14 protein-coding genes are annotated in these 16231 nt (G+C 52.8%); 3 read left to right on the top strand and 11 right to left on the bottom strand.

The window, feature by feature from the left end; all coding sequences use genetic code 11:
- The 11 genes from mraY to leuO form a co-directional block, all read right to left on the bottom strand.
- Complete coding sequence (mraY, locus tag QNN86_RS13150; protein WP_096758305.1) at positions 1 to 1083, bottom strand: phospho-N-acetylmuramoyl-pentapeptide-transferase; 1083 nt, start codon at positions 1081 to 1083, stop codon at positions 1 to 3.
- A complete protein-coding gene (gene murF / locus QNN86_RS13155; protein ID WP_181618646.1) occupies positions 1077 to 2435 on the bottom strand; it encodes a UDP-N-acetylmuramoyl-tripeptide--D-alanyl-D-alanine ligase in 1359 nt (452 codons plus the stop codon). Before murF ends, mraY begins: the two co-directional genes overlap by 7 nt.
- A complete protein-coding gene (gene murE, locus QNN86_RS13160) occupies positions 2432 to 3919 on the bottom strand; it encodes a UDP-N-acetylmuramoyl-L-alanyl-D-glutamate--2,6-diaminopimelate ligase (RefSeq protein ID WP_181618645.1) in 1488 nt (495 codons plus the stop codon). The genes murF and murE overlap by 4 nt, the downstream gene beginning before the upstream one ends.
- Complete coding sequence (gene ftsI / locus QNN86_RS13165) at positions 3906 to 5672, bottom strand: peptidoglycan glycosyltransferase FtsI (RefSeq protein ID WP_096758308.1); 1767 nt, start codon at positions 5670 to 5672, stop codon at positions 3906 to 3908. The genes murE and ftsI overlap by 14 nt, the downstream gene beginning before the upstream one ends.
- A gap of 15 nt (positions 5673 to 5687) precedes the next feature.
- Positions 5688 to 6053 carry a cell division protein FtsL gene (ftsL, locus tag QNN86_RS13170; protein WP_115259462.1) on the bottom strand — a complete coding sequence of 122 codons (366 nt, stop codon included), beginning with the start codon at positions 6051 to 6053 and terminating at the stop codon, positions 5688 to 5690.
- Complete coding sequence (gene rsmH, locus QNN86_RS13175) at positions 6050 to 6991, bottom strand: 16S rRNA (cytosine(1402)-N(4))-methyltransferase RsmH (protein ID WP_115259463.1); 942 nt, start codon at positions 6989 to 6991, stop codon at positions 6050 to 6052. Before rsmH ends, ftsL begins: the two co-directional genes overlap by 4 nt.
- Position 6992: 1 nt before the next feature.
- Entirely contained in the window at positions 6993 to 7451 is a 459-nt protein-coding gene (mraZ, locus tag QNN86_RS13180; RefSeq protein WP_005124560.1) for a division/cell wall cluster transcriptional repressor MraZ, read from the bottom strand.
- 614 nt (positions 7452 to 8065) lie between these two features.
- Entirely contained in the window at positions 8066 to 9070 is a 1005-nt protein-coding gene (gene cra / locus QNN86_RS13185; protein ID WP_096758311.1) for a catabolite repressor/activator, read from the bottom strand.
- Positions 9071 to 9249: 179 nt separating this feature from the next.
- The gene (ilvN, locus tag QNN86_RS13190; RefSeq protein ID WP_096758312.1) at positions 9250 to 9741 is read right to left on the bottom strand and encodes an acetolactate synthase small subunit; all 492 of its coding nucleotides are present in this window, start codon (positions 9739 to 9741) and stop codon (positions 9250 to 9252) included.
- Positions 9742 to 9743: 2 nt separating this feature from the next.
- Positions 9744 to 11468, bottom strand: a complete 1725-nt coding sequence (gene ilvI, locus QNN86_RS13195) for an acetolactate synthase 3 large subunit (protein ID WP_153880552.1) — start codon at positions 11466 to 11468, stop codon at positions 9744 to 9746.
- Between the two features lie 319 nt (positions 11469 to 11787).
- Positions 11788 to 12735 carry a transcriptional regulator LeuO gene (leuO, locus tag QNN86_RS13200; RefSeq protein ID WP_135912591.1) on the bottom strand — a complete coding sequence of 316 codons (948 nt, stop codon included), beginning with the start codon at positions 12733 to 12735 and terminating at the stop codon, positions 11788 to 11790.
- Positions 12736 to 13389: 654 nt separating this feature from the next.
- Here leuO and leuL point away from each other — a divergent pair.
- The 3 genes from leuL to leuB all read left to right on the top strand — a co-directional run bounded on the left by leuL (position 13390) and on the right by leuB (position 16229).
- Complete coding sequence (gene leuL / locus QNN86_RS13205) at positions 13390 to 13470, top strand: leu operon leader peptide (RefSeq protein WP_115259466.1); 81 nt, start codon at positions 13390 to 13392, stop codon at positions 13468 to 13470.
- 96 nt (positions 13471 to 13566) lie between these two features.
- On the top strand, positions 13567 to 15138 hold the full coding sequence (gene leuA, locus QNN86_RS13210) for a 2-isopropylmalate synthase (RefSeq protein ID WP_181618644.1): 1572 nt from the start codon (positions 13567 to 13569) through the stop codon (positions 15136 to 15138).
- Complete coding sequence (leuB, locus tag QNN86_RS13215) at positions 15138 to 16229, top strand: 3-isopropylmalate dehydrogenase (RefSeq protein ID WP_115259468.1); 1092 nt, start codon at positions 15138 to 15140, stop codon at positions 16227 to 16229. The genes leuA and leuB overlap by 1 nt, the downstream gene beginning before the upstream one ends.
- Positions 16230 to 16231: the final 2 nt, after the last annotated feature.

The following is a 16231-nucleotide window of genomic DNA, read 5'->3' on the forward strand; positions in this document are numbered from 1 at the left end:
TTAACGTACCTTCAGCGTTGCCAGGCCAATCAGCACCAGCATCAGCGAAATAATCCAGAAGCGCACAATCACGCGCGGCTCCGGCCAGCCTTTCAATTCATAGTGATGGTGGATCGGCGCCATACGGAAGATGCGCTGTCCGCGCAGCTTGAAGGAGCCCACCTGCAGGATCACCGACAGGGTTTCCACCACAAACACACCGCCCATGATCACCAGCAGGAACTCCTGGCGCAGCAGCACGGCAATAATACCCAGTGCGCCGCCCAGCGCCAGCGAACCGACGTCGCCCATAAAGACCTGTGCCGGGTAGGTGTTAAACCACAGGAAGCCTAATCCTGCCCCGACAATCGCCGTACAGACGATCACCAACTCCCCCGCATGGCGTAAATACGGAATATGCAGATAGTTGGCAAAGTTCATGTTCCCGGTCGCCCACGCCACCAGCGCAAAGCCAGCAGCAACAAACACGGTCGGCATAATAGCCAGGCCATCAAGGCCGTCGGTCAGGTTGACCGCATTGCCGGTACCGACAATCACGAAGTAGGCCAGCAGAACGTAGAACAGGCCCAACTGCGGCATGACGTCTTTAAAGAACGGCACGACCAGCTGCGTGGCGGGCGTATCTTTGCCCACCAGATACAGCGCGAAGGCCACGCCTAATGCAATCACCGACATCCAGAAGTACTTCCAGCGGGCGATCAGGCCTTTGGTGTCTTTACGCACCACTTTGCGGTAGTCATCGACAAAACCGATAATGCCGTAACCCACCAGCACCACCAGTACGCACCAGACGTAAGGGTTAGACGGGTAGGCCCACAGCAGAACGGAGATAACAATCGCGGTGAGGATCATAATGCCGCCCATGGTCGGCGTACCGCGCTTGCTGAAATGCGATTCTGGGCCGTCGTTACGCACAACCTGACCAAAAGACATTTTTTGCAGGCGGGCGATCATGCGCGGGCCCATCCACAACGAGATGAACAGCGCGGTCAGCAGGCTGACGATGGCGCGAAACGTCAGATAAGAGAAGACGTTAAAGCCGGAATAATATTTGACCAAATGTTCGGCCAGCCAAACTAACATGTTGCATTCTCCTGTAATGCGCGTACTACCTCTTCCATAGCGGCACTACGTGAACCTTTCACTAAAATCGTCATCACCTGATGCTCGGCAATCAATGTCTTAAGATGCGCGGCCAGCGCGGGTTTATCCGCAAAATGTTCGCCAACACCACTGGCATCGCTGATTGCCTGACTCAGTTTCCCTGTACTCAATACGCGGTCGATACCCGCCGCCTTCGCAGCCTCTCCTACCTGTATGTGACAGGCTTCGCTTTCCGCGCCAAGTTCTGCCATATCGCCCACCACCAGCACGCGATAGCCCGGCATTTCAGACAACACCTGTACCGCGGCGGTCATCGAACCGACGTTGGCGTTATAGGAGTCATCCAGCAGCAGCTGATTTTCGGCGAGCGGGATAGGGAACAGGCGTCCCGGCACTGCGTGTAACTCTTTCAGGCCAGTTTTAACCGCCTCATGCGTCGCGCCAACCGCCATGGAGAGCGCGGTGGCAGCCAGGGCATTGGCAATGTTGTGACGCCCCGGTAACGGCAGCAAAACATCAATGCTGCCCGTCGGCGTGTGCAGCGTAAACTCGGTGCCGTGTGACGTAACATGAATGTTGGTAGCAGAAAAGTCGCTGTTGGCCGCATTCGGCGAGAAGCGCCAGACGGTGCGATCGCCAATAATGCTCTGCCAGTTCAGCCAGTCGTTGTTATCGGCATTCATAATGGCGATACCGTTTTCCGCCAGGCCGGTAAAGATTTCGCCTTTTGCTTTGGCGACACCCGCCAGAGAACCAAACCCTTCCAGGTGAGCCGCCGCCAGGTTATTCACCAGCGCCGCTTCCGGTCGAGTTAATCCGACGGTCCAGGCAATCTCGCCCTGGTGGTTGGCACCAAGCTCAATCACCGCATAGTCATAATCGTTGTTCAGTCGCAGCAGCGTCATTGGTACGCCGATGTCGTTGTTCAGATTGCCCGCAGTGTATAACGTGTTCCCACACTGGCTGAGAATCGCGGCTGTCATCTCTTTGACAGAGGTTTTACCGGATGAACCGGTCAGTGCCACCACCCGGGCCGGAACCTGAGCGCGCACCCACGCCGCCAGCTCGCCAAACGCCAGGCGCGTATCCTTCACAATCACCTGCGGCAGAGAAACATCCAGCGGACGACTGACCAGCAGCGCTCCCGCCCCGTTCTCCTTCGCCTGTTGGGCAAAATCATGGGCATCGAAGCGTTCGCCTTTCAGCGCCACAAACAGGCAACCCGGCGTGACTTTACGCGTATCGGTGGTCACCGCATCAAGGGTCAGATCGCCCCCTTTCAGTTCGCCACCGAGGATCTCCGCCAACTGGCTGAGCGTTACGCTAATCATGCGATCACCCCCAGCAAACGAGCGGCCGTCACGCGGTCAGAATAGTCGAGGCGATGCGCGCCGACGATCTGGTAATCTTCGTGGCCTTTACCGGCCACCAGCACAACGTCGTTTTCTTTCGCCTGCATAATGGCGTTGGTGACCGCTTCAGCACGACCTTCCATCACCTTCGCGTGCCCGGCATCCAGCATACCGGCCAGAATGTCGTTAATGATGGCGCGTGGCTCTTCAGTGCGCGGGTTATCATCGGTGACCACCACAATATCGGCGAACTCTTCCGCGATGGCGCCCATCAGCGGACGCTTGCCTTTGTCGCGATCGCCGCCGCAGCCAAAGACGCACCACAGCTTACCGGAGCAGTGCAGACGTGCCGCCTGCAGCGCTTTTTCCAGCGCATCCGGCGTGTGGGCATAATCCACCACCACCGTTGTTTTGCCCGGCGCGCTGAACACTTCCATACGCCCGCAAACTGGCTGCAGACGTGCCGCCGTTTTCAGTAAATCCGCTAACGGGTACCCTAATGCCAGCAGCGTTGCCAGCGCCAGCAGCAGATTGCTGACGTTGAAGGCGCCCATCAGGCGGCTTTCAATTTCACCGTCACCCCAGGATGACGTAAAGCGGATCGTCGCGCCGCTGTCGTGATAATTCACCTCAACCGCTTTCAGCCAACGACCGTGGCAGTTCGGGTTAATATGGTCTTCCATCGAAACGGCGACCGCATCCGGCAATTTTGCCAGCCAGCGACGGCCGACTTCATCATCTGCATTGACGATGGCCTGACCGCAATGGTGCGTGGAGTACAGCAGCCACTTCGCGGCTTCGTAATGTTCCATATCACCGTGATAGTCGAGATGGTCACGGCTTAAGTTGGTAAATACCGACGCGGCAAACTTCAACGCTGCCACGCGATGCTGAACCAGACCGTGGGATGACACTTCCATCGCGCCTAACGTGGCACCCTGCTCAACCAGCCCCGCCAGCACATGCTGGACGTCAACGGCTGAACCGGTGGTATTTTCGGTCGGGATCACTTTGCCCAGCAGGCCATTGCCGACGGTCCCCATTACGGCGCTGGTTTCGCCCAACAGCTGGCTCCACTGCGCCAGCAGTTGGGTGGTCGTGGTTTTCCCGTTGGTGCCGGTGACCCCCACCAGACGCATAGTGTCAGAAGGCTCGTGGTAAAAACGGCCCGCCAGTGCTGATAAACGTTCGTTAAGCTGGCTCAGATAGATAACCGGTACGCCGTGCATTTCACGGATTTCACCGTCGGTTGCCTCATCTTTTGCCTCTGCAATAATGGCAGCCACACCTTGCGCTATCGCCTGCGGGATATATCGACGCCCGTCCGCCTGATGACCTACCACTGCCACAAAGAGATCGCCCGATGCAGCCACACGGCTGTCGAGCGTCATCTCCCGCAGTGCTCGCTCCGGTGCACCCGGCACCCATGGAGCAAGAAGGTCGCGCAAATTACGATCTGCCACCTGTCGCCTCGCCTTGATTATTCACAAAATCACTTTTATCGCTCGTTGTCAGCGCATCCGGCTCGATGTTCATGGTGCGCAGTACGCCGCCCATGATGGCACCGAAGACCGGCGCGGAAACGGCGCCACCGTAGTATTTACCCGCCTGCGGATCGTTGATAACAACCACCAGCGCGAAGCGCGGCTGACTCGCAGGCGCAACGCCTGCGGTATAAGCAATGTATTTGTTGATGTAGCGACCATCCGGCCCTACTTTTTTCGCCGTACCGGTTTTAATGGCGATGCGATAGCCTTTAATCGCCGCCTTCACGCCGCCGCCGCCGGGCAGCGCCACGCTTTCCATCATATGAACGACGGTACGTACGGTAGATTCCGGGAAGATACGCTCGCCCGGAACAGGAGGATCAACTTTGGTAATCGACAGCGGGCGATAAACGCCATAGCTGCCGATCGTTGCGTAGACTCGCGCTAACTGTAACGGGGTTACCATTAGCCCATAGCCGAAAGAGAAGGTGGCCCTCTCTATGTCAGACCACCGTTGTTTTTGAGGATATAAGCCACTGCGTTCTCCGACCAACCCCAAATTGGTCGCTTTTCCCAGCCCAAAACGTGAGTAAGTATCTACTAACGCTGAGGACGGCATCGCTAACGCCAGCTTGGAAACACCGACGTTACTCGACTTCTGTAGTACCCCGGTCAGGGTCAATTCGCTATAACGCGCCACGTCTTTGATTTCGTGGCCATTAATTCGATAGGGAATGGTGTTCAGCACGGTATTTTCACGCACCACGCCGCGCTGCAGTGCCGTCATCACCACCATCGGTTTAACCGTTGAGCCCGGTTCAAATACGTCGGTGATGGTACGGTTACGCATGACATCTTTTTGCGTACCGGAGAGATTGTTTGGGTTGTAGGATGGGCTATTCGCCATCGCCAGCACTTCGCCTGTGTTGACGTCTACCAACACGGCGCTACCTGATTCCGCTTTGTTAAACGCGACGGCGTTGTTCAGTTCGCGATAGACCAGTGCCTGCAAGCGCTCATCAATACTCAGCGCCAGGTTATGTGCCGCCTGACTGTCTGTTGAAGAAATATCTTCAATCACGCGGCCATAGCGGTCTTTACGCACCACGCGCTCGCCCGGCTGACCGGTGAGCCATTTATCAAAACTCTTCTCAACGCCTTCAATGCCCTGGCTGTCGACGTTGGTAAAACCGATGAGGTGAGCGGTCACTTCCCCGGAAGGATAGTAACGGCGGGATTCTTCGCGCAGATGAATCCCCGGCAGCTTGAGTTTTTTGATGTAGTCGGCCATGTCAGGGTTGACCTGGCGTGCGAGGTAGATAAAACGCCCTTTCGGGTTGGCATTGATGCGAGAAGCCAGTTGGTCGAGCGGGATGTTCAGCGCAGTCGACAGCGCTCGCCAGCGTTCGCCAACGCTTACGCCACCCGCATCATGCACTTCTTTTGGATCGGCCCAGATGGCCTTCACCGGCACGCTCACCGCCAGCGGACGGCCGGAACGGTCGGTAATCATGCCACGTGACGTGGAGACTTCCTGGACGCGCAAGGAGCGCATGTCGCCCTGACGCACCAGCATGTCAGGCGCAATAATTTGCAGCCACGCAACGCGTCCCAGCAGGAAGCACAGCGCCAGCAAAATACAGCCGCACAGTAACGCAAAACGCCAACTGATAAAGTTGGCTTGTTCTTCCTGGCGTTTTGGTTTGAGCGTCTTTGCCGCTGCTTTCATGCGTCGCGTTTATCCTTATTTTTGTACAACGATATTTTCTTGTGAGGGATCGACATGCTGCAACTGCAGCTTTTCCGTTGCGATCCGTTCAACACGGCTATGGTCACCGAGAGCGTTCTCTTCGAGGATCAGGTTACGCCATTCGATATCCAGTGCATCGCGTTCCAGAACTAACTGTTCACGCTGTGCGGTCAGTAACCGCGTATGGTGCGCGGTCGTCACGACGGTGACCGCCGTCAAAATAATGCAAATGAACAGGCAGAGTGGCAGCTTCCCGAACCGCAAAAGATCGTCACCGATCACGCCAGGCAAAGCATGGCGCTCGTTACTTCCTATCGATCCTTTAACTTTGCTGAGGGCTTCTGTCACTCTGCTGATCATGCGTTCGTCCTCTCTGCAATGCGCAGAACTGAACTACGGGCACGAGGATTTTCTGCGACCTCTTCTTCACCCGGCATCAACTTGCCTAATGCTCTCAACTCACGGCCGCCCAGCTTTTGGATCTGCGCTTCGGTCATCGGGATCCCCGCCGGAACCTGAGGACCGCGACTTTGTTCGCGCATAAAGCGCTTCACAATACGGTCTTCAAGCGAGTGGAAACTGATGACAGAAAGGCGACCACCTGGAGCCAGCACGCTGAGCGAGCTTTTTAGCGCCTGCTCTATCTCCTCCAGTTCACTGTTCACCCAAATGCGCACCGCCTGGAAGGTACGGGTCGCGGGATGTTTGAATTTGTCTTTTACCGGCATGGCCGCCGCAATGACTTCCGCCAGTTGTTTGGTGCGGGTCATCGGTTCAACGCGGTTACGCTCGACAATGGCGCGAGCAATGCGTTTGCCAAAGCGTTCTTCGCCAAAGGTTTTAATCACCCAGGCAATATCCGCTTCATCTGCCGTTTGCAGCCACTCGGCGGCTGACTGGCCGCGCGTTGGGTCCATACGCATGTCCAACGGACCGTCACGCATAAACGAAAAGCCGCGCTCCGCATCGTCTAATTGCGGAGAAGAGACACCAAGATCGAGAAGGATGCCATCGATCTTACCGGTTAGCCCGCGCTCACTCACGTACTCAGCCAGCGCGGAGAAAGGTCCATGAATGATGGAGAAGCGGGGGTCGTTAATGCTCTGAGCCACCGCAATGGCCTGCGGATCGCGATCGATAGCCAGCAAACGCCCCTCTTCGCCAAGCTGCGAGAGGATCAGTCGTGAGTGACCGCCGCGACCAAATGTCCCGTCAATGTAGATGCCGTCCGGACGAATATTCAGACCGTTTACGGCCTCATCCAGCAACACCGTTGTATGTTTAAAATTTTCCATCATCTTATAGAGACAAATCCTGCAATCGTTCCGACAGCGCGCCGGTAACAGATTGCTCAGCGTCGATATCTTCCTTGACCTGTTGATACCAGGTCGTTTCATCCCACAGCTCAAATTTGTTGAACTGCCCAACCAGCATCACTTCTTTTGTTAACCCTGCATGTTGCCGCAAAATGGGTGCTATCAGTAATCGACCGGCGCTATCCATCTGACATTCACTGGCATGCCCCAACAGCAGGCGCTGTACGCGGCGCTCGACCGGATTCATGCTGGACAGACGAGATAGCTTCTGCTCGATAATTTCCCATTCAGGCAGGGGGTAAAGCAGCAGGCACGGGTGATGGATGTCAATGGTGCAAACCATTTGACCGGTAGCACTCTCGAGCAGTTGATCCCGATACCGGGTAGGCACTGATAAGCGCCCTTTACTGTCGAGATTAACTAACGTCGCTCCCCGGAACATGCCAGTCTCACCCCCGATTACCACTTTGTCCCACAAAATCCCACTTATAAGGAGTTTACGGAGCGGAGGAAAACCTTGTCAAGCAAGTCACGGCGCTTAGCGGAGCAAAAAACCCAATGTTTACGGCCAATATCAGCGTTGAACAAATTCCGTACAGCGAACGAAGCAAATTAACGTCATGAATATTTGTAAGAAAAAAATCCAACAACTCATCATTGTTTAAAACAACTCAATATCATCTCGAGAAAATATAAAGTGTCAGTTTGCGACGCGAGCGGCATTTTAGGACAATATGCAGCGAGATAACAGTACCAGTTGATCGGTCTGTACGCCTTGTACGACCAAGGCAGGCGAGAAAAATCTGCAATACGGAAGCAAAGTGTTTGTTAATTCGGCAAATCCACACAACCATGTAACAAAATAATACAATCGTAACGCGTCGTTACGTATCAATAACGTAAAAAGGGTGGGTTGCGTTTTTAATCACGATATATAGAAATTGAATTTCAGATAATTCTAAAGAATATTCTTAAATATAATGAGGTTATTTCTGATAATTGAATAAATGACCGCGCCAGAAGGTTATCGCCTTCCAGCGCGTCCAGCAGAACACCTTAACTCCGACTGAGAATACCGCGGCGATACAGGTTACGCTTGATGCGCGTTAAGCCTGGTTTTGGCTTACGCGGCTCATCCAGACTGGCCAACACGATTTCCAGTACGCGCTCTGCAACGTCGCGATGACGTTGCGCCACCGCCAGTACCGGGCACTGTAGGAAGTCGAGCAATTCATGATCGCCAAAGGTAGCAATCGCTAAATCAGACGGTAGCTGCCCGTCACGACGTAATGTCACATCCATCACGCCCTGTAAAAGCGCAAAGGAAGTGGTAAACAACGCCTGTGGCATCGGGTGCGTTTCCAGCCATTTATCAAACAGCTGCGCGGCGGCTTCCCGCTCATAACTGTTGGCATACAGGAAATTCACTTCACGCGGATCGTCCTTCCACGCGGTACGAAAACCCTGCTCGCGCAGGAAACTCACAGATAATTCCGGCAACGCACCGAGATAAAGGACGGTATCAGCCGGGAACTTACGCAATTCTTCCGCCAGCATTTCTGCATCGTCCTGATCGGCCCCGACAACGCTGGTGAAATGTTCACGATCCAGCGCGCGGTCTAACGCCACAATCGGGAATGCGCTGTTAGCCCAGCGCTGGTAAAACGGATGCTCTGGCGGCAAAGAGGTCGACACAATAATGGCATCAACCTGGCGTTGTAATAGATGTTCAATACAACGCATTTCGTTATCTGGCTGATCTTCAGAGCAGGCAATCAGCAGCTGATAGCCACGCTGACGCGCCTGGCGCTCCAGATAGTTGGCTATCCGGGTATAACTTGTATTCTCCAGATCCGGGATCACCAGCCCGATAGAACGTGTGCGTCCAGCACGTAGCCCGGCTGCCACAGCATTTGGGTGGTAATTATGCTCGCGCACCACCGCCATGACTTTTTCAACCGTTTTGTCGCTTACGCGATATTGCTTTGCTTTGCCATTAATAACGTAGCTTGCAGTCGTTCGCGAAACGCCGGCCAGCCGAGCGATTTCATCCAGTTTCACAATTGCCCCTTGCGTAAAATGTACCAACCATAACCTTTGAGATGGCATGGGTTAAACTCTTAACATCTAAGCGCAGAATAATGACCGCGGCAACCGCTTTTGTCTCTGGTTACCGCTGATTTCTCAAAAAAAAGCCCAACCGGTAGCATTGGGCTCACGAATTAATAACTGGGCCATGATTAGCGCATGATTTTATCACCGCGAGAAAGCCCCACCACGCCGGAGCGCGCAACCTCGACGATTTTCGCCACTTCACGCAATGTAGCCAGGAAAGCATCGAGCTTATCGCTGGTACCTGCCAGTTGTACGGTGTAGATGGACGGCGTGACGTCAATGATTTGCCCGCGGAATATTTCCGTATTGCGCACCACTTCTTCACGACCGTAACCGCTGGCCTGAATTTTCACCAGCATGATCTCTCGTTCAACATGAGCCCCCTGTCCCAACTCGCTTACGCGCAGGACATCCACCAGTTTGTGCAGCTGCTTTTCGATCTGCTCAAGGACCTTTTCATCACCCACCGTCTGGATCGTCATTCGCGATAACGTCGGATCGTCCGTCGGTGCGACGGTCAGGCTTTCAATGTTGTAACCGCGCTGAGCGAAGAGACCAATCACTCGTGACAATGCACCCGACTCGTTTTCCAGTAATACTGATAATATCCGGCGCATAATCAGGTCCTCTCCGTTTTGCTTAACCACATTTCATCCATACCGCCTCCGCGAATCTGCATCGGGTAGACATGTTCACTGCCATCAACGGTGACATCGACAAACACCAGACGATGGTTACGCACGTGTTCCAGCGCCTCAGCCAATTTGCTCTCGAGTTCATCCGGATGGTTTATCTGGATACCAATATGACCATATGCCTCGGCAAGACGTACAAAGTCGGGCAGCGACTGCATGTAAGACTGCGAGTGACGCCCGGAGTAAATCATGTCTTGCCACTGTTTAACCATGCCGAGGTAACGGTTGTTAAGATTGAGTACCAGCACCGGCAGCTCATATTGCAACGCCGTCGACAGCTCCTGGATATTCATCTGAATACTGCCATCGCCGGTGACGCACACCACCGTTTCATTCGGTAGCGCCATCTTTACGCCTAACGCTGCAGGTAAACCGAATCCCATGGTGCCGAGGCCACCGGAGTTAATCCAACGACGCGGCTTATCAAACGGGTAGTACAGCGCGGCAAACATCTGGTGCTGACCAACGTCCGAGGTTACATACGCATCCCCTTTCGTCAGACGCCAGAGGGTTTCAATGACAGCCTGCGGCTTAATGCTCTCACTTTGCGTGTCATATTTCAGACACTGGCGCGCACGCCACTGTTCTATCTGCTGCCACCAGTCGCGGTTATCATCAAGCGGTTGCTGCGATTTCTCCTGCGGTAACAGTTCCAGCATCTGATCCAACACCAGTCGGGCGTCGCCGACAATCGGGATATCCGCCGTGACGGTTTTGGAAATAGAGGTCGGATCGATGTCGATATGCAGCACGGTCGCATTTGGGCAATATTTTGCCAGGTTATTGGTTGTGCGATCGTCAAAGCGAACGCCAACGGCAAAGATCACGTCGGAATGATGCATGGTCATATTGGCTTCGTAGGTGCCATGCATCCCCAGCATGCCCAGCGCCTGACGATGCGTGGCTGGAAACGCGCCCAATCCCATCAACGAAGAAACAACCGGCAGGTTAAGCGCTTGTGCAATCTGGCCAAGTTGTTCATGACAGGCCGCATTGACCGCACCGCCGCCAACATATACCACCGGTTTTTTAGCCGCGACCAGCGTTTGTAGCGCGCGCTTTATTTGCCCCTTATGTCCGGTTGTCGTCGGATTATACGAGCGCATACTGACCGACTCCGGCCAGCTATACGGCAGTTTCTTTGCCGGATTCAGAATATCCTTTGGCAAATCCACGACCACAGGGCCTGGGCGACCGCTTGCCGCCAGCCAGAAGGCCTTTTTCAGGACCTGAGGAATATCTTCCGTTTGCTTAACGAGGAAGCTGTGCTTCACCACCGGACGAGAGATACCGACCATGTCGCACTCCTGAAAGGCATCGTAGCCAATCAGCGACGTCGCCACCTGCCCGGAGAGGATCACCAGCGGAATGGAATCCATATACGCCGTAGCAATACCGGTAATCGCATTGGTTGCGCCCGGCCCGGAGGTCACCAGAACCACGCCGACGTCACCCGTGGCACGCGCCAGACCATCGGCCATATGTACGGCGGCTTGTTCATGACGGACTAGCACATGATCGATTCCCCCGACCGTATGCAGCGCATCATAAATATCGAGGACCGCGCCCCCAGGATAACCAAATACCTGCTTCACACCCTGATCGATGAGCGATCGCACGACCATCTCGGCTCCAGACAACATCTCCATGGCTTGCCTCCACTCTTATAATGAATAACGGTTTAACAACACATTAACCGCTGAGGATGACGCATGGCAATTGACACCTAAGAGGGGGAATTCGCATGAATAAGAATAAAAAGGAGGTAAGCGCAGAATAAATGGAGATTTAAACCAGCATCCGCTAATGAAATGAGAAATAATCGCTTAAAAATGGAGACTTACAGCGATTAGTCTATTTTTTTACACTTTTGGACAGATGCAGAAAGACAAGTTCAGCACAAAATCTTAGATAAAAAGCCAAAAGCAGAATAAACCAGACATCTTGCCCGATTTATTCTGTCGAATACTACTGCTTACAGACGGAGACTAATAATTCTTCCATCCATTGGTGGCCTTTATCCCTGCCCGCAGCTTCATGCCAGGAAAGATAGCATGTACGGCTATTCAATTTTAACGGTAAAGGCAATATCTGTAGATCTAACTGCTCAGAGAATTCTTCCGCTAACCAACGTGGTGCAATAGACACCAGATGCGTTTGCGAAACAATATTCAACACGCTGATTAACGCCATACCTTGATAAGCGACACAAGATTGTTTATCCGCAGTGTCATACCAGGGTTGGCTAAATGATGCAAAGCGATCGAGAGAGACCACCGCATGCTGTTCATTATAAACATCGTTTTCCAATAATGGACCACTAATACGGGGGTGTTTTCTGCTCGCGACTAACACCATCTCGTCATTGAACAAGGGAATACTGGTGAATTCAGGGCGACGGAACTCTTCATAACTAATAACGAACTCCGTTTCCTGATAGCGTAATTGATGTTCGGTATTTTGATTGAGTGAAGATTTAAATGCGACATTAATGTTTGGCGCAACTTGCTCAACCCGATTATAAATCAAGGAGGTCAGAATATTATCCAATGGGCTGCATACGCAGAGGTTGAATACGCGCTCGCTACTGGCAGGCTCAAACCCCGAACCCGGCAGTTCATTCTGTACCAGTTGCAATGCCTGACGGACGGAGCCAAAAAGTTGGAAGGCCCGCGCTGTCGGCTGGATCCCACGGCCATAACGAACAAAAAGTTCATCATTGAACATAATTTTCAAACGCGCCACAGCATTACTGACTGCAGGTTGCGACATCCCCAGAGTATGCGCAGCGCGGGTAATATTTTGTTCCTGCATTACCGCGTCAAAGACGGTTAATAAATTAAGATCAACCATGCGAAGCTGCGGCTTTCCCATTGTTATAGGATTTGGTTTATCTATTATTTTCACTTCTGGCATATTTAACTCCACTGTCACTCTAAACTCCCTTTTCCCAGACGGAGTGAAGAAATAACCTCCGTTAATATGATTTACCATGCATATAAAATAAGAAAAAGGAAAAACATTAAAATTAGGAAAACATAAAGGTACGAACCTAAATGAACAGAAACCCAATGCGAGCGCAGTGTGGCAGATGTCACTGCACGATGATTCATATGTTTAAATTTCACGAACAATATAACCATAAGCACGACGAATACACAATCATACGTACGGTGAATATATATTTAAGATTTGATTAAATGTTTATATTATTAATACATTAAAAGTTAACATTAATTTATCAATCATTGAGAAGCGTGCCCCCTGCATTCATTCATGGACACTATAAAAACTGATAAATCATAAAGATAAAAAGTGTATCTACACCCCATCTCATCAGCATGCTGTCACAATAGTTGCAAACAAATATGCTCAAATATGTCAAAGCATGAAAAGTATGTACGAACGCACACTGATTTATTTTATGCTTCTCTAAAAATTCAGCACAATTCGCTTAGATTGCAAAGGTGTTTTTCTTCTGAATACGGACGTTTACGGGGAGCGGGGTTGACATCAGCTTTCATATCCAGTACCACTAAAAGCATATCGCATTCGCCTGGAGCCTGATTGATGACTTACATTGTTCGTTTTAACGGTCTACTACTACTAAACGCATCTTCGTTGCGCGGTAGACTGGTGAACGACATTTAGCATTACGTCAGCTCCAGTTAAGACAAAAACCCGCGCCGCTGCGCGGGTTTTTTTATGCTCGAAGCAAGGCGCCAAAAAAGACAAAGGACCTAAACCATGAGCCAGCAAGTCATTATTTTCGATACCACCTTACGCGATGGTGAACAGGCGTTACAGGCAAGCCTGAGTGTGAAAGAAAAACTGCAGATTGCTCTGGCTCTCGAGCGTATGGGCGTTGACGTGATGGAAGTCGGTTTCCCTGTGTCTTCGCCAGGTGATTTTGAGTCGGTACAGACCATTGCCCGACAGGTTAAAAACAGCCGCGTCTGCGCCTTAGCCCGCTGTGTGGAAAAAGATATCGATGTGGCCGCTGAATCCCTGAAGGTGGCTGAGGCTTTCCGCATTCATACGTTTATCGCCACCTCGCCGATGCATATCGCCACCAAATTACGTAGTACGCTGGATGAGGTTATCGAGCGGGCTGTATATATGGTTAAGCGTGCGCGTAATTACACGGATGACGTGGAATTCTCATGCGAAGACGCCGGCCGTACCCCTATTGCCGATCTGGCTCGCGTGGTAGAAGCGGCGATTAATGCCGGTGCCAAAACCATTAATATCCCCGATACCGTCGGGTACACCATGCCCTTCGAATTTGGCGCAATCATTTCCGGCCTGTATGAACGAGTGCCGAATATCGACAAAGCGATCATTTCCGTGCACACCCACGACGATTTAGGTCTGGGCGTCGGTAACGCGCTGGCCGCTGTTCATGCCGGTGCGCGTCAGGTCGAAGGGGCGATGAACGGGATCGGTGAACGCGCCGGTAACTGCTCGCTGGAAGAAGTGATCATGGCGATCAAAGTCCGCAAAGATATTCTGAACGTACAGACCCGCATTAATCATCAGGAAATCTGGCGTACCAGCCAGTTAGTCAGCCAAATCTGCAATATGCCGATTCCGGCCAACAAAGCGATTGTCGGTAGCGGCGCCTTTGCCCACTCCTCCGGTATTCATCAGGACGGCGTACTGAAAAACCGTGAAAACTACGAAATCATGACCCCGGAGTCCATCGGTCTGAACCAGGTGCAACTGAACCTGACGTCCCGTTCCGGACGTGCTGCGGTCAAACACCGTATGGATGAGATGGGCTATAAAGAGAGTGAATACAGCCTGGATAACCTGTACGACGCCTTCCTGAAGCTGGCGGATAAAAAAGGTCAGGTATTTGATTACGATCTGGAAGCGCTGGCCTTTATTAACAAACAGCAAGAAGAACCCGAACATTTCCGCCTGGATTACTTCAGCGTGCAGTCTGGCTCCAATGATATTGCCACCGCCTCCGTCAAGCTGGCCTGTGGCGAGAATGTGAAAGCCGAAGCAGCCAACGGTAACGGCCCGGTCGACGCCATCTATCAGGCTATCAACCGCATTACCGACTACAACATCGAACTGGTGAAATACAGCCTGACCGCAAAAGGCCACGGTAAAGATGCACTCGGTCAGGTAGATATCGTCGCCAACTTTAACGGCCGCCGCTTCCACGGCGTAGGTCTGGCAACGGATATTGTCGAATCCTCTGCCAAAGCGATGGTGCATGTACTGAACAACATCTGGCGCGCCGAAGAAGTCGAAAAAGAATTGCAACGCAAAGCTCAAAACAACGAGAACAACAAGGAAACCGTGTGATGTCGAAGAATTATCATATTGCTGTTTTGCCGGGTGACGGTATTGGCCCGGAAGTGATGGCGCAGGCTCTGAAAGTACTGGACGCGATTCGCACCCGTTTCGCTATGCGCATTACCACCAGCCACTATGACGTGGGCGGCGTTGCCATCGACAACCACGGTCAGCCGCTGCCACCCGCAACAGTTGACGGCTGTGAGCAGGCCGATGCCATTCTGTTTGGCTCCGTGGGCGGCCCGAAATGGGAAAACTTGCCGCCAAACCAGCAGCCGGAGCGTGGTGCCCTGTTGCCGTTGCGTAAACACTTCAAATTATTCAGCAACCTGCGCCCGGCTAAGCTGTACCAGGGGCTGGAAGATTTTTGCCCGCTGCGCGCCGATATTGCCGCCAACGGTTTCGACATCCTGTGCGTACGCGAACTGACGGGCGGGATCTACTTCGGTCAGCCAAAAGGCCGTGAAGGTAGCGGTCAACATGAAAAAGCCTTTGATACCGAGGTCTATCACCGTTTCGAGATCGAACGTATTGCGCGCATTGCATTTGAATCTGCCCGCAAGCGTCGCTGTAAAGTGACGTCGATTGATAAAGCCAACGTGCTGCAAACCTCGATTCTGTGGCGTGAAGTGGTCAATGAAATAGCCAATGAATACCCGGACGTTGTCCTGACGCATATGTATATCGACAACGCCACCATGCAGTTGATTAAAGATCCGTCTCAGTTTGACGTGCTGCTGTGCTCCAACCTGTTTGGTGACATCCTGTCCGATGAATGCGCGATGATCACCGGCTCCATGGGCATGCTGCCGTCTGCCAGCCTGAATGAGCAGGACTTTGGCCTGTACGAGCCCGCCGGCGGCTCAGCACCGGATATCGCCGGTAAAAACATTGCCAACCCGATTGCCCAGATTTTGTCACTGGCGCTGTTGCTGCGCTACAGCCTGGACGCCAATGATGCAGCAGCAGCCATTGAAAGCGCCGTTAACCGCGCATTAGCAGAAGGTATTCGCACCGGTGATTTAGCCCGTGGCACAGCCGCAGTCAGTACCGATGAGATGGGCGATATCATTGCTCGCTACGTCGCAGAAGGGGTGTAATC

The organism is Citrobacter sp. C348 (assembly GCF_047467975.1).
Lineage (GTDB): Bacteria > Pseudomonadota > Gammaproteobacteria > Enterobacterales > Enterobacteriaceae > Citrobacter > Citrobacter gillenii.